The 22,427-nt window shown below is 37.4% G+C and carries 23 protein-coding genes; 8 read left to right on the plus strand and 15 right to left on the minus strand.

Annotated elements, in window-relative coordinates; translation table 11 throughout:
• Window positions 1–36 precede the first annotated feature (36 nt).
• The 4 genes from ACNTMY_RS09265 (at window position 37) to ACNTMY_RS09280 (ending at window position 2,573) form a co-directional block, all read left to right on the plus strand.
• Window positions 37–612, plus strand: coding sequence for a TetR/AcrR family transcriptional regulator (locus ACNTMY_RS09265; protein ID WP_423216225.1), 576 nt, complete (start codon window positions 37–39; stop codon window positions 610–612).
• Window positions 613–767: 155 nt separating this feature from the next.
• Window positions 768–1,094 (plus strand): PadR family transcriptional regulator, encoded by a 327-nt coding sequence (locus ACNTMY_RS09270; RefSeq protein WP_423216226.1) that lies wholly within the window; start codon window positions 768–770, stop codon window positions 1,092–1,094.
• Window positions 1,081–1,665: a DUF1700 domain-containing protein gene (locus ACNTMY_RS09275; protein ID WP_423216227.1), complete on the plus strand. Its 585-nt coding sequence runs from the start codon at window positions 1,081–1,083 to the stop codon at window positions 1,663–1,665. The genes ACNTMY_RS09270 and ACNTMY_RS09275 overlap by 14 nt, the downstream gene beginning before the upstream one ends.
• Window positions 1,662–2,573, plus strand: a complete 912-nt coding sequence (locus ACNTMY_RS09280; RefSeq protein ID WP_423216228.1) for a DUF4097 family beta strand repeat-containing protein — start codon at window positions 1,662–1,664, stop codon at window positions 2,571–2,573. The genes ACNTMY_RS09275 and ACNTMY_RS09280 overlap by 4 nt, the downstream gene beginning before the upstream one ends.
• Before the next feature lie 80 nt (window positions 2,574–2,653).
• Here the strand turns inward: ACNTMY_RS09280 and ACNTMY_RS09285 are convergent, their stop codons facing one another.
• Window positions 2,654–5,200: a YhgE/Pip family protein gene (locus ACNTMY_RS09285; protein WP_423216229.1), complete on the minus strand. Its 2,547-nt coding sequence runs from the start codon at window positions 5,198–5,200 to the stop codon at window positions 2,654–2,656.
• Window positions 5,201–5,332: 132 nt separating this feature from the next.
• On the opposite strand from ACNTMY_RS09285, the gene ACNTMY_RS09290 reads away from it, so the two are divergent.
• Complete coding sequence (locus ACNTMY_RS09290; protein ID WP_423216230.1) at window positions 5,333–5,869, plus strand: TetR/AcrR family transcriptional regulator C-terminal domain-containing protein; 537 nt, start codon at window positions 5,333–5,335, stop codon at window positions 5,867–5,869.
• A gap of 93 nt (window positions 5,870–5,962) precedes the next feature.
• Here ACNTMY_RS09290 and rpsD read toward each other — a convergent pair whose 3' ends face one another.
• The 7 genes from rpsD to mnmA form a co-directional block, all read right to left on the minus strand.
• On the minus strand, window positions 5,963–6,574 hold the full coding sequence (gene rpsD, locus ACNTMY_RS09295) for a 30S ribosomal protein S4 (protein ID WP_004233633.1): 612 nt from the start codon (window positions 6,572–6,574) through the stop codon (window positions 5,963–5,965).
• A gap of 256 nt (window positions 6,575–6,830) precedes the next feature.
• On the minus strand, window positions 6,831–7,103 hold the full coding sequence (locus ACNTMY_RS09300) for a Veg family protein (protein ID WP_003066965.1): 273 nt from the start codon (window positions 7,101–7,103) through the stop codon (window positions 6,831–6,833).
• A gap of 24 nt (window positions 7,104–7,127) precedes the next feature.
• Window positions 7,128–8,489 (minus strand): replicative DNA helicase, encoded by a 1,362-nt coding sequence (dnaB, locus tag ACNTMY_RS09305; protein WP_021143357.1) that lies wholly within the window; start codon window positions 8,487–8,489, stop codon window positions 7,128–7,130.
• A gap of 33 nt (window positions 8,490–8,522) precedes the next feature.
• Entirely contained in the window at window positions 8,523–8,975 is a 453-nt protein-coding gene (gene rplI, locus ACNTMY_RS09310; protein ID WP_423216231.1) for a 50S ribosomal protein L9, read from the minus strand.
• Window positions 8,975–10,951 (minus strand): DHH family phosphoesterase, encoded by a 1,977-nt coding sequence (locus ACNTMY_RS09315; RefSeq protein WP_423216232.1) that lies wholly within the window; start codon window positions 10,949–10,951, stop codon window positions 8,975–8,977. The genes rplI and ACNTMY_RS09315 overlap by 1 nt, the downstream gene beginning before the upstream one ends.
• A gap of 86 nt (window positions 10,952–11,037) precedes the next feature.
• Window positions 11,038–12,942, minus strand: a complete 1,905-nt coding sequence (mnmG, locus tag ACNTMY_RS09320; RefSeq protein ID WP_423216233.1) for a tRNA uridine-5-carboxymethylaminomethyl(34) synthesis enzyme MnmG — start codon at window positions 12,940–12,942, stop codon at window positions 11,038–11,040.
• A gap of 250 nt (window positions 12,943–13,192) precedes the next feature.
• The gene (gene mnmA, locus ACNTMY_RS09325) at window positions 13,193–14,314 is read right to left on the minus strand and encodes a tRNA 2-thiouridine(34) synthase MnmA (protein WP_423216234.1); all 1,122 of its coding nucleotides are present in this window, start codon (window positions 14,312–14,314) and stop codon (window positions 13,193–13,195) included.
• A 259-nt stretch (window positions 14,315–14,573) separates the two neighbouring features.
• Here mnmA and sdaAB point away from each other — a divergent pair, with 259 nt between their 5' ends.
• The 3 genes from sdaAB (at window position 14,574) to ACNTMY_RS09340 (ending at window position 16,855) form a co-directional block, all read left to right on the plus strand.
• Window positions 14,574–15,245, plus strand: a complete 672-nt coding sequence (sdaAB, locus tag ACNTMY_RS09330; protein WP_423216235.1) for an L-serine ammonia-lyase, iron-sulfur-dependent subunit beta — start codon at window positions 14,574–14,576, stop codon at window positions 15,243–15,245.
• 11 nt (window positions 15,246–15,256) lie between these two features.
• On the plus strand, window positions 15,257–16,129 hold the full coding sequence (gene sdaAA, locus ACNTMY_RS09335; protein ID WP_423216236.1) for an L-serine ammonia-lyase, iron-sulfur-dependent, subunit alpha: 873 nt from the start codon (window positions 15,257–15,259) through the stop codon (window positions 16,127–16,129).
• 90 nt (window positions 16,130–16,219) lie between these two features.
• Entirely contained in the window at window positions 16,220–16,855 is a 636-nt protein-coding gene (locus ACNTMY_RS09340; RefSeq protein WP_423216237.1) for an HAD hydrolase-like protein, read from the plus strand.
• A 25-nt stretch (window positions 16,856–16,880) separates the two neighbouring features.
• On the opposite strand, the gene ACNTMY_RS09345 is transcribed toward ACNTMY_RS09340, so the two are convergent.
• The 7 genes from ACNTMY_RS09345 to ACNTMY_RS09375 form a co-directional block, all read right to left on the minus strand.
• The gene (locus ACNTMY_RS09345) at window positions 16,881–17,516 is read right to left on the minus strand and encodes a transglycosylase SLT domain-containing protein (RefSeq protein WP_423216238.1); all 636 of its coding nucleotides are present in this window, start codon (window positions 17,514–17,516) and stop codon (window positions 16,881–16,883) included.
• 214 nt (window positions 17,517–17,730) lie between these two features.
• The gene (locus ACNTMY_RS09350) at window positions 17,731–18,330 is read right to left on the minus strand and encodes a LysM peptidoglycan-binding domain-containing protein (RefSeq protein ID WP_423216239.1); all 600 of its coding nucleotides are present in this window, start codon (window positions 18,328–18,330) and stop codon (window positions 17,731–17,733) included.
• Between the two features lie 137 nt (window positions 18,331–18,467).
• Complete coding sequence (locus tag ACNTMY_RS09355) at window positions 18,468–19,265, minus strand: energy-coupling factor transporter transmembrane component T family protein (RefSeq protein WP_033153608.1); 798 nt, start codon at window positions 19,263–19,265, stop codon at window positions 18,468–18,470.
• On the minus strand, window positions 19,258–20,100 hold the full coding sequence (locus tag ACNTMY_RS09360; RefSeq protein ID WP_423216240.1) for an energy-coupling factor ABC transporter ATP-binding protein: 843 nt from the start codon (window positions 20,098–20,100) through the stop codon (window positions 19,258–19,260). Before ACNTMY_RS09360 ends, ACNTMY_RS09355 begins: the two co-directional genes overlap by 8 nt.
• On the minus strand, window positions 20,076–20,918 hold the full coding sequence (locus ACNTMY_RS09365; RefSeq protein ID WP_074566968.1) for an energy-coupling factor ABC transporter ATP-binding protein: 843 nt from the start codon (window positions 20,916–20,918) through the stop codon (window positions 20,076–20,078). Before ACNTMY_RS09365 ends, ACNTMY_RS09360 begins: the two co-directional genes overlap by 25 nt.
• Window positions 20,915–21,469 carry a CDP-diacylglycerol--glycerol-3-phosphate 3-phosphatidyltransferase gene (gene pgsA, locus ACNTMY_RS09370; RefSeq protein ID WP_423216241.1) on the minus strand — a complete coding sequence of 185 codons (555 nt, stop codon included), beginning with the start codon at window positions 21,467–21,469 and terminating at the stop codon, window positions 20,915–20,917. Before pgsA ends, ACNTMY_RS09365 begins: the two co-directional genes overlap by 4 nt.
• 9 nt (window positions 21,470–21,478) lie before the next feature.
• Window positions 21,479–22,408 carry a RodZ domain-containing protein gene (locus ACNTMY_RS09375; RefSeq protein WP_423216242.1) on the minus strand — a complete coding sequence of 310 codons (930 nt, stop codon included), beginning with the start codon at window positions 22,406–22,408 and terminating at the stop codon, window positions 21,479–21,481.
• Window positions 22,409–22,427 lie beyond the last annotated feature (19 nt).

Genomic DNA, 22,427 nt, shown 5'->3' on the forward strand with positions numbered 1-22,427 from the left:
ATGCTAGAATATCTATTAATATTAGAGGAGAAGACTATGGCAAAATACACACGTGAAAAAATACTCGGTGCTTTCTTCGAGTTAGTTACAGAGAATCCACAAAAAACAAACTTTACTATCTCTGAAATTGCATTAAAAGCCGGTGTTTCCAGACAAGCAATTTATCAGAAACACTTTAAAAATTTTAATGAAATTATCACATATGTTGATGACTACATTATTATTCAAGTTCGTCAATGGTGCAGCCAATACAACATTGAAAAAGATGGTAATCCTATGGATTATATTGCTAATAAGTTGTTGCCATTTGTCTATGAAAACCGAGAGTACTTAAAAACACTGCATACCGCTACTGTAGCAAAAAGTTTTGAAGATACAATTGTTGTAAGCTTTACTGATTGGGCAACTGATATTATCCAACCTAAAGATAAAAATTTCAATTTGTCTCGAGAAGTCTTAACAAAAATTATTGTTGAACAAACAGTAGTAATTATCAAAACATGGCTACTTCAAGAAGCTCCTATCCCCCCAAAAGAGTTCAAGGAAGACTTTTTACAAATCACCAAATCTTCTTTATACTCCTCTTACACAGTAAACAGCACAAAAGTCTGAGAAAATCTCAGACTTTTTATTATCGACTCTTCTTACAAAAATAATATATAAAAATTTTACATATTATACTTGACTTTCTTTTTCCTTTGATTTATATTCTATATGTAAAATAATTATATATAGAAATTTTATATATGAAAAGAAAGGAGTTAGCAATGTATTTTCCGACTTCTGCGACTGTTATTGAATTCCTTATTTTATCAATTGTCGACAGAGAAGATTCTTATGGTTACGCCATCAGTCAAACCATCAAGGAAGTGGCAAATATCAAAGAATCTACACTTTATCCAATTTTAAAAAAACTAGAAAAGGCTGGTTACTTAGACACCTATCAAGAAGCTTTTCAAGGTCGTAAACGTAAGTACTATACGATTACTTCAAGTGGTAAGGAGCAACTTACATTTCTAAAAAATGAATGGCAATTATATACTAACAAAATCGAAGAAATTGTCGAAGGGAGATTAGAGGATGACGAAAAGTGAATACTTGGCAAAATTAGATAAATATCTAAAGAAGTTGCCAAAAGAGGATTACCAAGAAGCCATGGACTATTTCAGAGAGTACTTTGATGAGGCAGGTCCTGAAAACGAGGAAGAAGTTATTGATGAACTAGGCACTCCTAAAGAGGCCGCGCATGACATTATTAGTCGATTACTCGATGAGAAAATCGTTGAAGATGAAAAGACACCTAAAAATCGAGCTGTTATTTTCTGGATTGCTATCTTAGCCATTCTAGCTAGTCCAGTTGCTTTACCGCTTATCTTTTTACTTTTAATGATAATTGTTGCTATTGTAGCTGTCGTTGTCAGCATACTTGTTGCAGTTATTGCTTTAGGTGTTGGACTTTTCATTTCTGGTGGAGCTCTACTCATTAACAGCTGGTCTTATCTCAACATTTCTTACGCAAGCACAACTCTTGGACTTGGTTTAGGACTCCTTGCCTTTGGCTTATCATTACTAGCAATTCTGGCTGCTGGCGCTGTTTGTAAATACTCAGGAATTGGACTCGTAAAACTAACCAAAAAAGTTGCAAGCAAAAGGAGAAAATCATGAAAAAGTGGACAAAAATTGTTTTAGGTATTGGTATTGGTGCTAGTTTAGTCGGTGCAGGTTTGACTGCTTCAGGACTTGCTGGTGGCGGACTTTCAAAACTTCAAAGTTATTATGATAACAAAGAAAAACATGACTCGCATTTTTACACAAAAACAGTAGAAAATTTTAACAAAATTGATATTGACACAACAGCATATAATGTCGTCATAACTCAAACAAATAGTGATAAACCAAGCATCTCATACACAGATAATTCAAAACTTCGTGTTTCTCATCAAGTAACGAGCGACGGAACCCTAGCTGTTAAACAAACTGGTGATTGGAAAAGCCCAATAAATAACATTCACTTTCTTAGTCTGTCAGATTTCCTTACCTTCACTAGAGACGGTGTTGTAACTGATAATCATACTATTACCATTGCGATTCCTAAAAAAACAGCTATTCACTCACTTATCGCAAAAGTCAAAGTTGGTGATCTTCAAATCAATCATCTAAATGCTGATTACGCTAACATCGAACTAAACGCTGGTGATTTTGAACTCACAAACAGCTACTTCAAATCTGGTAAAAGCAATTTATCTGTCGGGGATAGTAATTTCCAAGACACTCAGCTAACAAATTTCACTTTGACAAGTAACACTGGTGATATCGACTTTGAAAATGGTAAAGTCTCTGACTCAACAATTAGTCTATCAATTGGAGATTTTTCAGCCGACAATATTACATTTAAAAATAAAAATGAACTCTCTGTTTCAACAGGAGATGTCGATATTACACTAGCTGACAAAGCTCTCACTCTCCAAGCTAGCAACAACTTAGGGGATGCAGATATTTCTGACTCACTCAAACCATCTACAAGTAACATTCTACATATCAAAGGAAATACGGGTGACATTTCTATTCAGTAAACTAAAAAAGGTATCGCAATGCGATACCTTTTTTATAAACAGATTATTTACACTGTTGTCAATTAAGTGTAAACATATTTTTACTCTGCGTCTTGTTTTCTATAAATGATAAGTCCTAATACCATGAAGGCAATAAGGAATCCAGTTAGAACGCCAACTTCTTTTCCGATTGAGCATGTCATTGAAATAGTTTGACGTAAACCTAAAACAATGTAGGACATTGGCATGTACGGATGTACAACTTGGAAGAATTTCGGACTAAGTTCGATTGGATATGATCCACCTGCAGACCCTACTTGTAAGAGCAACATAAGCAATGAAGCAAATGAACCGTAACGGTTATCCCAACCGACCAAGGCTGTAACAAGTGCCATCAATGTCCATCCACTCAAGATGATGAAGAGAAGTGTTTGCCAACCATAATTAGCTTCAACTCCAAGAAAGTGAATAGCTATATAAAGAATGATTGAACCTGCTGTTGAAATTAAACCATTGATAAATAATTTTTGTTTTGCCCATTCAAAGCGATTCTTAACAGGACGACCTGACAATGAATCAGCGAAGATTACGTTTGTTGAAAGAGCAACAACCATAAGCGATACAGCAATCATGTAAGGCGCCATACCAATACCATTTGTTTTCACGCTATCTTTATCCTTAGCTGTTGTAGAAACAGGTTCAGAAACAAGTTTTGCATTCTTACCGTCCACAGAGACAAGTGATAATTGGTGACTTGCATCAGAAAGTGACGTTGTCAATGTTGTCAACCCATTTGTCATTGTTGTCAATCCATTTGTCAATGTGCCACTACCTGCAGCCAATTTGCTTGAACCAGAAGCTAATTCTTGTGCCCCTGATTGTAATTGCTTAGCACCACTATTTAGCTTATCATTGTTTGAAGCTAACTTGTTAGCACCTGATGCTGCTTCACTTGCACCGCTTCTTAACTCATCACTTTTAGAATCGAGTTGATTAGCGCCATCTGTTGCCTGTTTAACGCCGCCTTTAACCTCATCATTGTGAGAAGCTAATTCATTACTTCCTAAGTTCAATCGAGATTCAGCATCTAGTAGTGGCTTATTATTACCAACTATTTGGTTAGCTCCTGCAGTTAATTGACCTACTACAGCTGTATAGTTAGAAACACCTGAAGCATAGGCTGGAAGTGCTGTGTCTGAGAAACCGGCTTTAAATTGTGTCAAACCATTTACTAATTGTTGACTTCCTGCACTGGCAGTTGAAGCATTAGCTTTTAAGGTAGCCACTTTATCAAGAAGAGCTGATAAATTCGTTAATTGAGCTGATAAATCTTGAAGTGAGGCAAGCTGTGTTTGAATACCTGAAATTTGACTTGTTAAATTATTTGCAGTTGTTGCACCAGCACTATTAGTGATAGCCGCATCAATTTCAGCTTGTTGCTCTGGGCTAAGGCTTTGATAAGCTGATGTTGACTGTACTGCTGCCAAGTCTGAACTATTAATAGATGAAATCGCTGAACTCATCGCAGACAAATTTTGTCCAAGTTGATTTAGATTATTAAGATTTGCTTGCAATTGTGAAGTGTCTGGCAAGCTTGTATTATTTAGTTCATTTTGAATGGCTTGTAAGCCGTTATTTAGGCTAGTCGCACCTGCAATCAATTGATCTAGATTGTTACTACTTGCTGTTTGTAATTGATTAATGCCGTCAGTTAAATCTTTAGATTTAGCATTTAATTGAGTTAAGCCTGCTGATAGCTGACTTACGACATCAGTATATGAGGTTACTGCTGTTTCAAAGGCAGATTGACCAGCTGATAATTTGCCTACACCATCGACATAATCATAAATCTTACCTGATTTTTCTGTCAAACCAGCTGATAATTTGCCGACACCATTGGTATATGCTGAAACACCTCCAGAGAGTTTGTCAAGACCAGGTGCTAGTTTTCCAACACCAGCTGTATATTCACCAAGACCATTAACAAGTGTTGTTGAACCATCAGCAAGTTGTTGGCTTCCTGATGCGGCTTTATTAAGGTTATCTGTAATGGTTTGGCTACCTGATTCAAGCTTTTGACTTCCATCAACCAGTTGTGTTCCACCATCACTAGCCTTTTTCAAACCATCTTGAAGACTAGTCATACTTTTGAAGACTGCTTTCGTATAAGTCTTCGTGATATTTTCTGAGACAGTATCCTTAAGCTTAGTCATTGCTGATTCACTCATTTTTGAAGCAACCACACTACGACCAGCTGTTGTTTGGTATTTGATGTTTAGTTTCTTCGGTTTATCTGTTAGCAAGCTTGAAGCTTTCTCTGACAAATCTTCTGGCAAAGTGATAACCATATAGTAGTCACCATCTTTTAAGCCTTTATCAGCTTTTTTCTGACTAACAAAATGATAATCGAGAGCTTTATTTTTAGACATGCTGTCTACCATGTCGTCACCGATTGTTAATTTCTTGTCATTAAGCGTTGCTGTCTTGTCTTCATTTACAACTGCCACTGGTAAGTTATCTAAACTACCGTAAGGGTCCCACATAGAGCCTATAAATGACAGGTTATAAAGAGCTGGCACAAGCGCAACCCCAATCATTGTTACCCAAAGTTTAGGATTTTTAATAAGTGCTTTTAATTCTTCTAACATATTTTCTCCTAATTTAGACACACTGTTCAAAAATTATGATAAAATATATTATACAAGGATAAAAAATTATTTCAAGACAAAAGAAGGGGTTTTTGGACACCATGTCTAAAAGTGTTCAAAAGAGTTTTTAGTATGGCACATGACAACCGCAAAGCAAACACAAGAAAAGCTATCCAAGAGGCGATGGTAACTCTCTTAAAATCTGAAAGTTTTGATGACATTACAGCTATTAAAATCGCCAAGGAAGCTGGTATCAGTCGCTCAAGTTTTTATACACACTACAAAGATAAATTTGAGTTAATTGATTCTTACCAACAGACGCTCTTCAACCAAGTTGAGTACATTTTTGAAAAACATGAAGGAAGCAAAGAACACGCTTTTTTGGAAATCTTCGAATTTCTACAACGTGAACAATTATTGTCAGCTTTGATTTCAGCGAATGGGACACGCGAATTTCAAACCTTTATCATCAATAAAGTCCGTATCTTCATCAATACAGACCTACAAGATCGTTTTGGACGCGAGGTTCTATCTCCTGTCGAACGTGAATATAGCAGCATTTATTTCGCCTATGCCTTTTTTGGAGTATGTCAATCATGGATTGCTAAAGGCAAGAAAGAATCGCCACGTCAAATGACTAATCTCATTTTAAAATTATTGCCTCTTTAGGCAATTTTACCGCCGTTAGGCGGTTTTTTATTTTTTAAAACAAAAAAAACCACGGCAAAAACCGTGGTTTTAAATACTTCAATAAACTGAGAATTAAAGCATTTTGTTGTAGTATTCAACGATAAGAGCTTCGTTGATTTCTGGGTTGATTTCGTCGCGTTCTGGAAGACGAGTCAATGAACCTTCAAGTTTTTCAGCGTCGAATGATACGAATGCTGGACGTCCAAGAGTAGCTTCAACAGCTTCAAGGATAGCAGGTACTTTAGCTGATTTTTCGCGAACTGAGATAACTTGACCTGGAGTTACGCGGTATGAAGGGATATCAACACGTTTACCGTCAACAAGGATGTGACCGTGGTTAACGAATTGACGAGCTTGACGACGAGTAGTTGCAAGACCTAGACGGTAAACAACGTTGTCAAGACGACGTTCCAAAAGAACCATAAAGTTGAAACCAAGAGTTCCACCTTTAACTTTAGTAGCTTGTACGAACAAGTTACGGAATTGTTTTTCACCTACACCGTAAGTGAAACGAAGTTTTTGTTTTTCAGCCAATTGCAAACCGTATTCAGAAAGTTTGCTACGGTTGTTAGGACCGTGTTGACCTGGCACGTAGTTACGACGTGCTAATTCTTTACCTGTACCTGTAAGAGACAAGCCAAGGCGACGTGATTGTTTCCATGATGGACCAGTATAACGTGACATTTAAAATGTCCTCCTATAAAATAAAAATTTTGTAGGAAATAACAATTTAGAGAATCCTGATTCGTGCAGTTGACTTTCATCTAAACAGCCAAGATTACTTTTCCGACTTCTAGAAGCTTTTCTATAAAAAGAAAAACTGTAGAAGAGCCAACTGTTGACGAGCTTCATACTCTCCCGCTATTATTTCACACGGAACTTAGTTTAACATAAAAAAAAGGCCCTGTAAAGCCTTTTGTATGCTAATTCTAAGATTAATTTAATCAAAATAACGAATCAATGTTTTTTCAGTTAAAATATCTGAATAAGTGTATGATTCAACGTAAGAATTATTGATAGCACCCGGAACATCAGAATTTTCATTGTATTCAACGATAAATAATGATGGGTATACTTCAGTCAAACGACCAACTTTATTTTTTTCACGTTTACGGCCATTTTCAAGTGTCAATTCAACCAATTGACCCTCGTGTGCTTTAATATCCTCTTTAATTTTCTTCATCTTAGCAACATCTGCAAATGCATCGCTCATATTTTATTGTACTCCTTAATTTTATTAACGCTCTTCAAACTGCGCAATACTAGAAAATTTATTGTATTCCTTCTGGAAAATGAGTTTTACTGTCCCACGCGCACCAGAACGGTTTTTTTCCAAGATAACCTCAATTGTATTATCTTCAACAGCCTCATCGCTATCTTCACCCTCACGGCGATAGTAATCATCACGATACAAGAAAGCTACAATATCGGCATCTTGTTCGATAGATCCTGATTCACGAATATCAGACAGCACCGGACGCTTATCTTGACGTTGTTCGACACCACGAGACAACTGACTCAGTGCGATAACTGGCACTTTTAGCTCTTTTGCCAAGATTTTCAATTGACGTGAAATATCAGAAACCTCTTGTTGACGGTTTTCTGGACGTGTACCCGTAATCAACTGAAGGTAATCAATAACGATTAAACCAAGTCCACCTTCGACTTCTTGAGATAGTTTACGCGCACGCGCACGAATTTCAGTGATTTTAATACCTGGTGTATCATCAATATAAATTGGCGCTTCGGCAAGCGCACCTTGAGCAATCGTAATATTATTCCATTCTTGATCGGTAAGTTGACCTGTTCTGAGGTGATGAGAATCGACCATTCCCTCAGCAGCTAACATACGGTCAACCAAGCTTTCAGCACCCATTTCCAGAGAGAAGATAGCTACTGGTCGATTTTGCTTAGTTCCGACATTCTGTGCAATATTTAGCGCAAAAGCAGTCTTCCCGACGGCTGGACGCGCAGCCAAAATAACCAATTGATCTGGGTGCAAACCTGTCGTAATTTTATCCAAATCACGAAAACCTGTCGGTAGTCCCGTAACATCACTCGTTTGGCGTGAACGAATTTCTAAGTTTTCGTAGTTAACTTTCAAGACATCTGAAATCTTACGAAAACCACTACGATTACTGTGCTCATTAATCTCAACAAGAGCTTTTTCAGCACCAGCAATCACATCCTCTGAATCGGTAGCTCCTTCATAAGCTAGATTTACCGTTTCTGTCAATCTAGAGATGATATTACGTAGCATTGCTTTTTCAGCAACAATCTTAGCGTAATATTCTGCATTGGCACTTGTTGGAACACTGTTAACCAACTCAACAATATAAGACAAGCCACCAATATTTTGCAAATCTCCTTGATCATCAAGAATGGTTCTCACAGTCGTTGCATCAATAGCCTCGTTACGATCACTTAAGGTAATCATAGCTTTAAAAATAACGCGGTGTGAGTATTTGTAAAAATCATCTGGGCTAACAAATTCACGAACAGTGATGAGTTTATCTGGTGAGATAAAAATAGAACCTAGTACAGATTGCTCTGCTAATAAATCCTGTGGCTGAACTCTCAATTCTGGCTCTTCTGCCAAGCTTTTCACCTCCCCTAATAAGCTCGAATGCGATTATGCTTCTTTAATGTTTAATTTGATTTCAGCTGTTACTTCTTTGTGTAATTTCACAGGTACTTCGACAGAACCAATTGCACGAATTGGGTGATCTAAAGTAATAGAACGTTTGTTAATTTTTAGACCGAATTGTTTTGACAATTCTTCTGCAATTTTCTTAGCCGTAATTGAACCAAAAGTACGTCCATCTGGACCAACTTTTTCAGTGAATTTAACAACAGTTTCTTCTTTTTCAAGCTCTGCTTTAAGAGCTTTTGCTTCAGCCAAAATTTCAGCTTGCGCTTTTTCTTCTGACTTTTGTTTTCCTTTTAATTCACCAATGGCTTGATTAGTAGCTTCTTTAGCAAGATTTTTCTTAATCAAAAAGTTTTGAGCGTATCCAGTTGGAACTTCTTTAATTTCGCCTTTTTTACCTTTTCCTTTAACATCTGCTAGAAAAATTACTTTCATTATTCTGCCTCCATATTTTCTCTTAAATCATTTTCAATCACATCAAGTAGCATCGCTTCAGCTTGGCTGACAGTCGTATTTTCTAGCTGACAAGCAGCCAATGTAAAGTGACCACCGCCACCGATTTCTTCCATCATACGTTGGACATTAATCTTACTACGACTACGTGCTGAGATAGCAACTGTGTTTGGTGCTACTTGCACCAATACAAATGTCGCCTCGATACCAGCTAGAGATAACATGGTATCTGCCGCCTTACTAGCAACTACTTTACTGTAATTAACATCATCACGCCCACTTGCAATGATGATATTATCATAAATTCTGCGACCTCGAAGAATTAATTCATTAACCAATCGGTATTCCTCAAAATCTGTTTGAGAAATATTTTGAATCTCAATACTGTCACTACCATGAGCTCGAAGATAACTTGCAACATCAAACGTTCTGCTTGTAACACTTGCTGAGAAGTTCTTAGTATCAAGCATAATACCAGCCATCAAGATGCTTGCTTGAATCTTACTCAAACGTTTCTTAGCATTTTGAAATTGAATCAACTCTGTAACAAGTTCACTGGCACTACTTGCACCACTTTCAATAAATGTCAAAACAGCATTTTCTGGGAAATTATCATCACGACGATGATGGTCAACGACAATCACATCGTTAAACTTATTATAGAGCTCTTGCGATAAGGTCAAATCAATCTTAGAGTGATCGACCATAATCAACAATGATCTCTCAGTCAACATTGACAAAGCCTGATTAATCGTAATCAGTTTAGTCTTTTCATCCTCTTGCAATCGTTTAATAGCACGCTTGATATCTGGAGTCATTTCATTTGGATTGTAAACCACATAAGACTCTTCATTAACATTACTTGCAAAGAATTGCATACCAACAGCAGAACCAAGCGCATCCATATCAATGTTACGGTGACCAACCACAAACACACGATCAACACCTTTAATGTGATCTGAAATAGCAGTCATCATGGCACGCGTACGCGTACGAGTTCGCTTAACGGTAGAAACAGAGCCACCACCGAAGTACAATGGTTTCTTATGCTCATCATTTTCACAAATAACAACCTGGTCCCCGCCTCGGACAAGCGCAGTATTCAAATTTTGCAAGGCAACTTGTCCAATTTGTTGGTGATTATCATCGCCATAAGCCACCCCAATACTAAGTGTCAATGGCAAATTATGTTCTTCTTTTGCCTGCTTTCGGAAAGCCTCCAAAACATTGAATTTATCGTCAATTAAAGTGCTTAGCACCGCATAATCTGTGAAAAAATAGAAACGATCTAAATTAACACGGCGATAAAAAATATTTTTTGATTTAGTAAAATTCGAAATAAAATTGGCAATAAAGCTGTTGATTTGTGAAATCTCAGCATCCGACAAATCATCTGTAATGTCATCATAGTTATCGATTGAAATAACTCCAATTACCGGGCGCAAAAAAGCCGCATCGCCTAACTGACGATTTCCCATAGATGTATCGAAGAAATAGAAAATTCCCGTTGATGAATCAATGTAAGATGAGTACTTATTGCCATTCAACTCGAATGTCTGACTAGCATCACCTTCACGCTTATTCCCAATAATTCTCCGAATGATATCGTCCTCAAACTCTCCTTCTTCACTGGTAAAAATAAGCTCTGCGTATGGATTAAACCACTCTACCTCATTTGTTTCTTGATCAAATTGAACAACACCTACCGGCATTTGTTCCAAAAGATGTTTTAATCCAACTTCTGTTTTGTCATTTAACAATTCAATTTGTTCAAGCTCTGATAACTCATAAGTTTCCTTTTGATAGTAGAGCAAAGCTACAAGTAAAGAAAGCGCCAAAAAGATTGCAGCTAAGATAGCTGACTCCGTCTGAAAAAGTCTGACACAAATAGCCAAGATGCCAAATAAAATAAGGCCAATCATGACTAAGTGGATAGTTGCAAATCGAAATCTTTTCATTGGTTAACCTCTTAGCTTACAATTATACCATAAAACAGCCCTATTTAATAGGGCTGCGCTTGGTTTAATAATTACAGTTTGATGACTTAATCTTCATGATGGCGATGGTGTTTTTGTTTACCTTCCAAGTAAACCATCAAGATTGAAATATCAGCTGGGTTAACCCCTGAAATACGGCTAGCTTGACCGATAGTTTCCGGATTAATTTTCTTGAATTTTTGACGAGCTTCCGTTGCAATAGAATCAATATCATCCCAATCGATATTAGCAGGGATACGTTTTTCTTCCATGCGCTTCATCTTAGCCACTTGATCAAGAGCTTTGTTGATGTAACCTTCGTATTTGATTTCTGTTTCCAAAAGTTCAATCACTTTGCTATCAAGTTTTTCTTCAGCAGGGCCAACAAAACTTGTTGCAATTTCATAATTGATTTCAGGGCGACGCATGAATTCTTTAGCTGTCAAGGCATCTGTCAACGGTTTGAAACCTAATGCTTCGATACGAGCGTTTGTTTCCTTGACTGGCTTGATTTTAAGGCTTGACAATCGTGTCAATTCATTGTCAAATTGACGTTTACGCTTCAAGAAACGAGCATAACGTTCTTCATCAACCAAACCAACACGATGACCAATCTCAGTCAAGCGCATATCTGCATTATCATGACGCAAAATCAAACGATATTCTGCACGACTTGTCAACAAACGATAAGGTTCCAAAGTTCCTTTAGTTACCAAGTCATCGATCATAACACCGATATAAGCATCACTACGTTTAAGAATCATTTCTGGCTTACCTTGAACTTTCAAAGCAGCATTGATACCAGCAACGATACCTTGACCAGCAGCTTCTTCATAACCTGATGTTCCGTTAGTTTGACCAGCTGTGAAAAGCCCTGAGATTTTCTTCGTTTCAAGCGTTGCACGCAATTGGTGTGGAAGAACAATATCATACTCAATCGCATAACCTGTACGCATCATTTCGGCATTTTCAAGCCCTTTGATAGAGTGAATCAATTCTTTTTGAACATCTTCAGGAAGACTAGTTGACAAACCTTGAATGTAAACTTCTTCAGTTTCACGACCTTCTGGTTCTAAGAATAATTGGTGACGTTCTTTATCCGCAAATCGAACAATTTTATCTTCGATAGATGGACAATAACGAGGACCAACACCTTTAACAATACCAGAGAACATTGGTGCACGATAAAGGTTTTTGTTGATAATATCGTGACTAGTTTGGTTAGTGTATGTCAACCAACAAGGAATTTGATTTTTAAGATAATCTTCGTCATTTGACATGAATGAGAAATGATTTGGTTTTTCATCACCTGGTTGAATTTCTGTTTCATCATAGTTGATAGAACTTGCTTTGACACGTGGAGGTGTTCCTGTTTTGAAACGTCCAATTTCAAGTCCAAGTTCTTTCAAATTATCAGCAAGACCGATAGAAGCCAAGCTATTATTAGGACCTGATGAATACTTGAGTTCCCCTAAAATAATTTCTCCACGAAGAGCTGTTCCTGTTGTGATAACAACAGCTTTAGCTGAGAATTTTTGGTTAGTAGCTGTACGAACACCAACAACTTTTCCATCTTCAACTAGAACTTCTTCAATCATTGATTGACGTAAAGTCAAGTTTTCTTGTTGTTCAACCGTATGCTTCATTGTACGTGAGTAAAGTGCCTTATCAGCTTGAGCACGAAGAGCACGTACAGCAGGACCTTTACCAGTATTGAGCATTTTCATTTGGATGTAAGTCTTGTCAATGTTTTTACCCATTTCCCCACCTAGGGCATCGATTTCACGAACGACAATCCCTTTAGCAGAACCCCCAATTGCAGGATTACATGGCATAAAGGATAACATTTCCAAGTTGATTGTAGCGAGCATTGTTTTACAACCCATACGAGCTGCAGCCAAACTAGCTTCAACACCAGCATGCCCTGCACCAACAACAATTACATCATAATTTTCAGCAAATTCATGTGTCATGATTTAATTACAATATCAAGTAAACAGTTACTAGGTTTTATCCAATTTGAACAGCTTAAAATCTAACTATCTACTTAAAGCATTCCTTTCCAAATATAAAATGATTTATAAAACACAAAAATGATCAAAACCCTCGAAAATTGTGCAGTAAAAACGCACAATTCTCATGAGCTTTGACCATCATGATTATTGTTATGATTATTGTATCAAATTAAGTTAAAATGTCAACTTATCTTTACAAACTTGTCAATTAGATGTATTGGCAAGCAACGCCGTCTTTGTAAGCCATATCGATGATACCGCCACCTAGGCATTCTTCACCATCATAGAATACGACAGCTTGACCTGGTGTGATAGCACGTTGTGGTTCAGCAAAAACAACTTCTGCTTTGTCACCTTTTACATGAACAGTAACTTTTGAGTCCGGTTGACGGTAACGGAATTTAGCTGTTACTTCCATTGTAAATTCTTCTGGCATATCACGTGTGAAGTGAATACTTGAAGCATCAAGGCTAGTTGACATCAATGATTCATGATAGAATCCTTGACCAACGTAAAGAATATTTTTTGACAAATCTTTTCCGACAACAAACCAAGGAGCGTTATCGCCACCTTGTTGACCACCGATACCAAGGCCTCCACGTTGACCAATTGTATAGTACATCAATCCAGCATGTTCACCCATATCACGACCATCAACAGTCATCATACGACCTTTTTGTGCTGGTAAATATTGACTAAGGAATTGTTTAAAGTTCTTTTCACCGATAAAGCAAATTCCTGTTGAATCTTTTTTCTTAGCCGTAGCAAGACCTGCACGTTCTGCAATTTTACGTACTTCTGGTTTTTCCAAATGACCAAGCGGAAACATTACTTTTTGCAATTGTTCTTGTGACAATTGGCTCAAGAAATAAGTTTGGTCTTTGTTAGTGTCTGCTCCGCGAAGCATGTGAACTGTACCATCTTCATCACGAGAAACTTGTGCGTAGTGTCCAGTCGCCACGTAATCAGCACCAAGTGTCATGGCATAATCAAGGAAAGCTTTAAATTTGATTTCTTTATTACACATAACATCTGGATTTGGTGTACGTCCTGCACGATATTCCGCTAAGAAATATTCGAAAACGCGATCCCAATATTCCTTTTCAAAGTTAACAGAGTAGTAAGGAATACCAACTTGGTCAGCTACAGCTGCTACATCTTTATAATCTTCGGTTGCTGTACACACACCGAATTCATCTGTGTCATCCCAGTTTTTCATGAAAACACCGATAACATCGTAACCTTGTTCTTTCAAAAGAAGAGCTGTTACAGACGAATCAACGCCTCCACTCATACCGACAACAACACGTGTTTTTGAATTATCTGTCATGATAATCCTCCCATCAAGATATTTTTTTCGAACATAGGCTTGAAGGGCCTAGGTTTTCAAAAATCGATTTGAAGGTCGATTTTGAACGCGTGAAACCACGCGAAATCTATTATAACATGAATTCTCTATTATGTAAGTCTTTTATGCTTTCCTTTTACATTTTTTTCTCATTTTTAATCAAGTTAAGCGGTTTATTATCGTTTACCCAAGTCATATCCTTTGTTATAATAAGTAAGCATAGATTCTTAAAGGAGCAGATATGAAAAATCTTAAATTCCAATCCGTATTTGACATTATCGGACCTGTTATGATTGGCCCATCAAGCAGCCACACTGCTGGAGCTGTTCGTATTGGAAAAATTGTTAACTCTATTTTCGGAGAAATCCCTGATTCCGTAACATTTCATTTATATAATTCATTTGCTAAAACTTACCGTGGACACGGAACTGATAAAGCACTCGTTGCTGGTATTCTAGGAATGGATACTGACAACCCAGATATTAAAAATTCATTAGAAATCGCCCACCAAAAAGGAGTTCGCATTTATTGGGATATTTTAAAAGACAGCAACGCTCCTCACCCCAACACGGCTAAAATTACCGTAGAAAAAGGGGATAAAATTATGAGTATCACTGGTGTGTCAATCGGCGGTGGAAATATCGAAGTCACTGAACTCAATGGTTTTTCTGTTTCCCTCAAGATGAATACACCTACTCTAATCATCGTTCATCAAGATATCCCTGGTATGATTGCTAAGGTAACAGACATCCTTTCTGAGCACAATATCAATATTGCTCAAATGAATGTTACTCGTGAGCGTGCTGGTGAAAAAGCGATTATGATTATCGAAGTGGATTCACGTGATTGTCACCAAGCTGTCGAACAAATTCAACACATTCCACACTTACATAACGTAAACTTCTTCGATTAGAAAGGAAAAAGATGTTTTATTCTATTAAAGAATTAGTCGAACAAGCAGAACAGAGATTTGACGGTAACATCGCTGAGCTGATGATTACAACGGAAACTGAATTAAGTGGACGTAGCCGTGAGGAAATCATCCATATTATGGAAAAAAATCTTCAAGTCATGAAAAATTCTGTTACTGATGGATTGACACCAAGCAAATCTATCAGCGGTCTAACTGGCGGTGATGCTGTCAAAATGGACAACTACCTAAAATCAGGTAAAACATTGTCAGATACCACTGTTCTTACAGCAGTTCGAAATGCGATTGCTGTAAATGAACTAAATGCAAAAATGGGACTTGTCTGTGCCACTCCAACAGCTGGTTCTGCCGGATGCCTACCCGCTGTACTGACAACTGCTATCGACAAACTAAACCTTTCTGAAAAAGAACAACTCGACTTTTTGTTCACTGCAGGAGCATTTGGTCTAGTAATCGGAAATAACGCCTCTATTTCTGGTGCTGAAGGTGGCTGTCAAGCCGAGGTTGGTTCTGCTTCAGCAATGAGTGCAGCTGCGCTAGTCAAAGCAGCAGGTGGCTCTGCTTTCCAAGCTAGCCAAGCAGTTGCCTTTGTTATTAAAAATATGCTTGGACTTATTTGTGATCCTGTCGCAGGCCTCGTTGAAGTCCCTTGTGTTAAACGTAACGCTTTAGGATCTAGTTTTGCACTTGTTGCTGCCGACATGGCCCTAGCTGGTATCGAATCGCAAATTCCTGTCGACGAAGTCGTTGATGCCATGTACCAAGTTGGTTCAAGTCTTCCAACAGCCTTTCGTGAAACCGCCGAAGGCGGGCTCGCAGCTACACCAACTGGACGTCGTCTTCAGGCTAAAATATTTGGTGAATAAAATTTTAGTATTTAAATACTAAATGCAAAAATTACTTAACGATTGACGGAGTTGTCAATTAATGTTTACAAAATTTACAGGAGAGTAAATGTGAAATCAATTCTATTTGACCTAGACGGAACACTGGTAAATTCAAGTCCAGGCATCAAGGCGGCATTTAATTACGCTTTTGAAAAGTTACAATTACCTTCACAGACTGACAAACAATTGTCAACATTCATCGGTCCACCTTTAGAAGTCACTTTTGGGAATTATTTTGACCAAACTGATGACATTAATCACGCTATTAAAACTTTTAGAGACTATTATGGTACTAAAGGAATTCATCAAGTTGCACTTTATGAAGGAATTTCTGATGTGCTAGAAGAGTTAAATCATTTAAACTATTCACTCTTTGTCACAACAAGTAAACATCAGCCAATGGCAAGACAGATGTTAACAGACCTTGGTATCATTTCACATTTTGAAAAAGTCTATGGCTCTACACCTCAACACTTCCATAAGGCAGACGTTATTAAAGCTTGTCTGACAGAGCAAAAAATTCAAGCACACGAAGCCGTTATCGTTGGCGATACTAAATTCGATATGATTGGCGGTAAAAAAACTGGTGTTAGAAGACTTGGGGTAACATGGGGCTTTGGTAGTCTAGAAAGCCTAAAGGAACACGGAGCTGAGTCCATTTGCTATCAACCTGAAGATTTAAAAAAAGCACTATCATCTTTATAAGATGATTAGTGCTTTTTCTTTTTTATTAATATCCCCAAGCTGATAACCCTTGAGTATTGTAAACTGTAATAGCTGTTGCAATTTGATCTTCAACGGTTGCTGTTGAACCCCAACCAGGCATTGTTTGAAATAGACCTGATGCACCTGATGCGTTAGCAACATTTGGGTCACCGTTAGACTCACGTGCAATGATAGCTTCCCAAGTTGATTGAGGAACACCTGTAGCCGCAGCCATTTGTGCTGCTGCCGCTGAGCCAATTGCTCCTGCTGTATTACCATTAGGTGCTACATATGAGTCCGTAGAAGATGCTACAGTTGTTACTGTGCTAGCTGTCGTATCTACAGTAGATGCCTCAACTGGGGCTTCTTCAACATAAGTTACTTCAGGCTCTTGTACTTCCTCAGTAGATGATGGTTCAACTGCTTCGCTTTCTTCTACTGAACTTGAACTGCTAGTTTCTGTAGAACTAGAGCTTTCTGATGATACTTCTGAACTTTCTGAAGTAGATTTAATAACTTTTGTTTCTGAACTAGTTGTAATTGTTTCTGCAAATGCCTCAATTTTTGGAGCAAGTGCAACAACCACTGTTGTCATTAAAATAGCGCCTAGGACGCTGATAATTATATTTCTAATTGCTTTATTATTGATTTTACTATACATGATAAATAAAATATATACCTCTCTAAACTCCTGTTTCCTATCATATAATTTGTTTATTACTCTGAGATTGAAAATATGTTAAAAATATTACAGAGATATTGAAATTAACTCCATTTTCACGATGAAAACGCTAATTTATCGGAAACAAACCAAAAAAATCGGAGAATATTCTCCGATTTTTTCATTCTAATACTGGTAATTCTATCTCTAAATCTTAGTACCAACCATTTGCATTCCAGAATGCAAGGGCTGCTGACCATGAACCGTAGCGTCCTGCAACGTATGAGTCTGCAACACGTTCTTGGTTTTCAGCTGACAAGTCACCGTTTAGGTATGACATTGTCAATTGATAACGACCATAGTATTGACCGTTTTGAGCTGTGTAGCTACCGCTTGATTCGCGTTGAGCAATGATTTCTTTAGCTTGAGCATCTGAAGTACCCAAGTTTGATGCGTATGATGATGTTGTAGTTGTTTCTGCTGGTGCTGGCGCTTCAGCTACAACTTCAGCTGAGTTAGCTGCTGGAGCAGCTTCTACTGCAGAAGTTTCTACTGATGCTACAGTAGCTTCTGGATCTAGTTCTAAGATTTGACCTACAGTGATGAAGTCAACGTCAGCAATGTTGTTTACTGAAGCCAATTTTTCAACTGTAGTGTTGTAAGTTACGGCAATTTCAGAAAGTGTATCACCTGATTGAACAGTGTATGAATCAGCGTTAGCAACTGTTGGGGCGATTAGTGCTACTGCTGCGGCTACACCGGCAAGACCAAGCTTAATTGTGTTAGATTTAGTTTTAAAAATATTTGTTTGCATTATATGCTCCTTTTTTGTTTCAAAATTAGTACAGGCTATATAATACAGACTTAATGTTACTCAGGCTTTAGACTTATATTAAAAATATTACAATTAGATTGATATAACATAAAGAAAACGCCTACAGATTAGGCGTTTTAGCTTTTTTTAAGATAAAATAAGAGAATTCCTAAAATTACAACGATCAAAATAGTCAAAGAATCTTTCAATTTCCATTGTAAAATTCGATATTTTGTACGTCCATCTCCACCTTGATACCCCCTTGCTTCCATCGCAAGTGCTAAAGCATCTGCACGTTTAAAGCTTGAAGCAAAGAGTGGGATTAGAATTGGGATAATAGATTTTACCTTCTGAATAAGATTTCCTTCACCAAAATCAACCCCACGCGCCTGCTGCGCCTTCATAATACGTGTTGTATCATCCATCAACGTTGGAACAAAACGCAAGCTTAATGACAGCATCAAGCCGATTTCATGGGCTGGTACCTTAAATCGCACAAAGGGTTTTAATAGAGATTCAACTCCGTCAGCAAGACTTAAAGGCGTTGTTGTAAGAGTCAATAGCGTTGAAAAGAAGATAATCAATACAAAACGCATGAAAATCAATACCGCTTGACTAAAACCATAACTTGTAATTTTCAAGATTCCAAATTGAAAATAAGTTTCGCCACCTTGCGTAAAGAACATTTGGAACAAAGTCGTAAATAAAATAATACCAATCATCGGACGAACGCCGCGCAAGAAAAAGCTCAATTTAATCTTCGATAGGATAACAGCTACCAAAGTAAATGCAATCATCAAAAGATTGGTAACGAGGTTATTGGCCCAAAAAACAATAACAATATATAGAATCATCGCAAGTAACTTACTACGTGGATCTAGACGATGAATCAATGAATCTCCAGGTATGTAACGACCAAGTATTAGTTTATCCATGTTTCACCACCTCAGCAAATTCTTCTATAGTAATCGGTAAACTTTCTAAATGTAAGCCTCGTTTGACAAGTTTTTGAGCAAACTTAGTTATTTTAGGAACACCAAGCTGCTTACTTTCAAGAAAATCAACATCTTGAAAGACCTCTTTAGGATAGCCAGAACGCACTAATTTCCCACCTTCGAGTACATTGACATAATCAGCATAATCAGCAACGTCATCCATCAGGTGCGTAACGAGAACAATTGTCATACCATTTTGATGCAATTCTTTAAATAACGTCATCAACTCACGGCGACCTTTTGGATCTAAACCTGCTGTGGGTTCATCTAATACCAAAACTTCTGGTTCCATTGCTAAAATGCCAGCAATCGCAACACGTCGCATTTGACCACCTGAGAGTTCAAAAGGATTTTTTTCAAAAAGTTCTTCTTTAATGCCGACCATTGCAAGTTTTTCACGTGCCAGTTTTTCAGCTTCTTCTACAGAAACACCAAAATTTTGTGGTCCAAATGCAACATCTTTAAGAACTGTTTCTTCAAAAAGTTGGCTTTCTGGAAATTGGAAGACAAGCCCTACTTTTTTACGAACAGGCTTAATCTCCTTACTTTTTGACTCAGCTGTAATTTTAATATCATCAACAATAACAGCACCTTTTGTTGGAATATTAAGCCCATTTAATAGCTGCATAATCGTTGATTTTCCTGAACCAGTATGTCCAATAAAAGCTGTATAAGAACCTTCTTTTATAGAAAGATTAATGTCAAAAAGGGCACGCCCTTCAAAAGGTGTCCCCGCTTGATATGTGTAATTTACGCCTTCAAGAGTAATTCCCATAATTGATCTTCTAATTCCTTTTCCGTAAGATAATCCTCTGTAAATTCAAACCCTTTATTCTTTAAAGCAGAGATGAGATTAGCTGAAAAAGGAATATCAAGTCCTAATGTCAATAATTCTTCTCCTCTAGCAAAGAGTTCTCTTGGTGTTGAACTTGACTCAACTTTTCCTTTTTTCATGACTAAAACACGGTCGCTAAGCGCCACCTCATCCAAATCATGAGTAATAGAGATGACCGTCATATTATACTTATCACGAATCTCCTTGATTGTCTGAATCAATTCAATACGCCCTTCTGGATCTAACATGCTTGTCGCTTCATCCAAAATAATAATATTAGGACGCATAGCAATTGCTCCTGCAATCGCAACACGTTGTTTTTGTCCACCTGAAAGGCGAGAAGGCTCGCGGTTAGCAAAGGCAGACATTCCAACAAGTTTGAGTGCTTCTTTAACACGTGCTTTCATCTCTTCTAAAGGAATTCCTTTATTTTCCAAACCAAAAGCTACGTCATCTTCAACTGTCGCACCAACAAATTGGTTATCTGGATTTTGAAAAACCATTCCTATTTTTTGACGAATGTTCCACACATTTTCTTCTGTTAATAGTTCACCTTCAACAAAGATTTGACCTGACTCAGCAGCTAACAGTCCGTCAATTAAACGAACTGTTGTTGATTTTCCTGAACCATTATGGCCAATAATAGAAAGCCATTCTCCCTGTTTCACGTGAAACGATAAATCATCTAAGGTATTGTAATCTTGTTGATCAGTATATTTAAATGTTAAATGCTTAACGTCAATACTATTTAATGTCATTTAAAAGTGTCCTTAAAGAGGAATCCTGCTCCTTTGAAGTAATCATATCCTGAATAAATAGTGAAAATCAAAGCAACATAAAGTAAAAGTGTTCCAATAAGTGAAAAATGGAAAAGCAAGAAAATAATAGAAAACATTTGAGTAAATGTTTTGATTTTACCAGGCATAGCTGCTGCTAAAACTGTTCCACCATTTTCAACAAGTAGTAAACGAAGCCCTGTCACAGCAAGCTCACGACAAATAATAATCGCTGCAATCCAAGCTGGAACCATTTTAAGCTCAACCAACATGATAAATGCAGTCATAACTAACATTTTATCAGCCAATGGGTCTGCAAATTTCCCAAAATTTGTAACAACTTTCCATTTTCTTGCAAGGTATCCGTCCAAATAATCTGTAATACTTGCAAGTGCAAACACTACCGCTGAAACAGCGTGACCAGCAGTATTATTTGCAAAGCAAAGAATTAAAATAAATACTGGGATTAATACGATGCGTCCTAATGTTAACAAATTAGGAATATTTTCTTTTTTTGTAAAATCGACTTTCATTTTCCTACCTTATTGAATATTAATTGTAATGTAACTTACTGTTGTACTTGTCAAAGCTGACATATCAACTTCTTGACCATTAATTGAAACAGTAACACCTTCTGTAACTCCTAGGGTAATTACAGATGTTTTAGCTCCAGCAACGAGTGCTGTTGAGAAGCTTGTATTCCCTGCTGAAGAAAGAAGTGTTCCACCTTCACCAGTTTCTGAGTTACTTACAGAAACCCAGCTGCTATCAGCACCAGATAGTTTAATATCAACTGTCAAATTGTCTGTGTCTGAAACATTTGATACATTAACAGTTAAATTGCTTCCGCTACCTTCAGTTTCCATCTTCAAACCTTTCTCTTCTTCAGAAGAAGATTCGCTAGTTGAACTTTCTGAAGTTGATGAACTGCTTTCTGATGAAGAACTATGAACAACAGAGTAACTTGGTTTTGAATTATTATTACTATCAGTTTGAAGTTGGCTCCAAGTCACAAATGTGACAAAAGCTAGGATAGCAAGTGCAACCACACATAACATAACAATTGGAAGGTAAGTAGTGTTTTTTTCAGCGCTCTTATAGCGACTTGAGCGTGAACCAACACCAAATTCATCTTTATTTTCTACTTCTTGTTTTTGAACTGGCTTAACAGCTTGCTTATGACTAGGCACAATAGTAATTTTCTCATCTTCAGCTGCTGCTGAAACCTTAGCATTACCTTTAGTCTCTTCTCGATAGCGCTTTAATAGTTCTGCTGAATCAACATCAACCAAATCAGCATATTGAGTAAGATATTCCTCAACCTCATCTGCAGGAATCAGCTTGAATTTTTCTAATTCTAGTGCTAGAAGATGGGGCGATGGAATCGCTGTTTTTTCTTCGACTTCTTCTAGGGTCAAGTTTTTTGCGACTCGACCTTTTCTTAAGATTTCTCCGATTGTTTCTTCTCTCATACAAGGTTTCCTTTAACAA

Origin of the sequence: Streptococcus equinus (assembly GCF_049393735.1) — a bacterium.
Taxonomy (GTDB): Bacteria; Bacillota; Bacilli; order Lactobacillales; family Streptococcaceae; genus Streptococcus; species Streptococcus equinus_G.

Excerpts from the sequence above, each read along its gene's own strand:
- ACNTMY_RS09265 (WP_423216225.1), top strand. The coding sequence starts at position 37 with ATGGCAAAATACACACGTGAAAAAATACTCGGTGCTTTCTTCGAGTTA.
- ACNTMY_RS09300 (WP_003066965.1), bottom strand. The coding sequence starts at position 7,103 with ATGAGCGATGCATTTGCAGATGTTGCTAAGATGAAGAAAATTAAAGAG.
- ACNTMY_RS09270 (WP_423216226.1), top strand. The coding sequence starts at position 768 with ATGTATTTTCCGACTTCTGCGACTGTTATTGAATTCCTTATTTTATCA.
- ACNTMY_RS09360 (WP_423216240.1), bottom strand. The coding sequence starts at position 20,100 with ATGGGAATTACTCTTGAAGGCGTAAATTACACATATCAAGCGGGGACA.
- ACNTMY_RS09355 (WP_033153608.1), bottom strand. The coding sequence starts at position 19,265 with ATGGATAAACTAATACTTGGTCGTTACATACCTGGAGATTCATTGATT.
- ACNTMY_RS09345 (WP_423216238.1), bottom strand. The coding sequence starts at position 17,516 with ATGTATAGTAAAATCAATAATAAAGCAATTAGAAATATAATTATCAGC.
- sdaAA (WP_423216236.1), top strand. The coding sequence starts at position 15,257 with ATGTTTTATTCTATTAAAGAATTAGTCGAACAAGCAGAACAGAGATTT.
- ACNTMY_RS09285 (WP_423216229.1), bottom strand. The coding sequence starts at position 5,200 with ATGTTAGAAGAATTAAAAGCACTTATTAAAAATCCTAAACTTTGGGTA.
- ACNTMY_RS09280 (WP_423216228.1), top strand. The coding sequence starts at position 1,662 with ATGAAAAAGTGGACAAAAATTGTTTTAGGTATTGGTATTGGTGCTAGT.
- ACNTMY_RS09350 (WP_423216239.1), bottom strand. The coding sequence starts at position 18,330 with ATGCAAACAAATATTTTTAAAACTAAATCTAACACAATTAAGCTTGGT.
- ACNTMY_RS09315 (WP_423216232.1), bottom strand. The coding sequence starts at position 10,951 with ATGAAAAGATTTCGATTTGCAACTATCCACTTAGTCATGATTGGCCTT.
- mnmA (WP_423216234.1), bottom strand. The coding sequence starts at position 14,314 with ATGACAGATAATTCAAAAACACGTGTTGTTGTCGGTATGAGTGGAGGC.
- ACNTMY_RS09365 (WP_074566968.1), bottom strand. The coding sequence starts at position 20,918 with ATGACATTAAATAGTATTGACGTTAAGCATTTAACATTTAAATATACT.
- rpsD (WP_004233633.1), bottom strand. The coding sequence starts at position 6,574 with ATGTCACGTTATACTGGTCCATCATGGAAACAATCACGTCGCCTTGGC.
- sdaAB (WP_423216235.1), top strand. The coding sequence starts at position 14,574 with ATGAAAAATCTTAAATTCCAATCCGTATTTGACATTATCGGACCTGTT.
- mnmG (WP_423216233.1), bottom strand. The coding sequence starts at position 12,942 with ATGACACATGAATTTGCTGAAAATTATGATGTAATTGTTGTTGGTGCA.
- ACNTMY_RS09290 (WP_423216230.1), top strand. The coding sequence starts at position 5,333 with ATGGCACATGACAACCGCAAAGCAAACACAAGAAAAGCTATCCAAGAG.
- ACNTMY_RS09375 (WP_423216242.1), bottom strand. The coding sequence starts at position 22,408 with ATGAGAGAAGAAACAATCGGAGAAATCTTAAGAAAAGGTCGAGTCGCA.
- ACNTMY_RS09275 (WP_423216227.1), top strand. The coding sequence starts at position 1,081 with ATGACGAAAAGTGAATACTTGGCAAAATTAGATAAATATCTAAAGAAG.
- pgsA (WP_423216241.1), bottom strand. The coding sequence starts at position 21,469 with ATGAAAGTCGATTTTACAAAAAAAGAAAATATTCCTAATTTGTTAACA.
- rplI (WP_423216231.1), bottom strand. The coding sequence starts at position 8,975 with ATGAAAGTAATTTTTCTAGCAGATGTTAAAGGAAAAGGTAAAAAAGGC.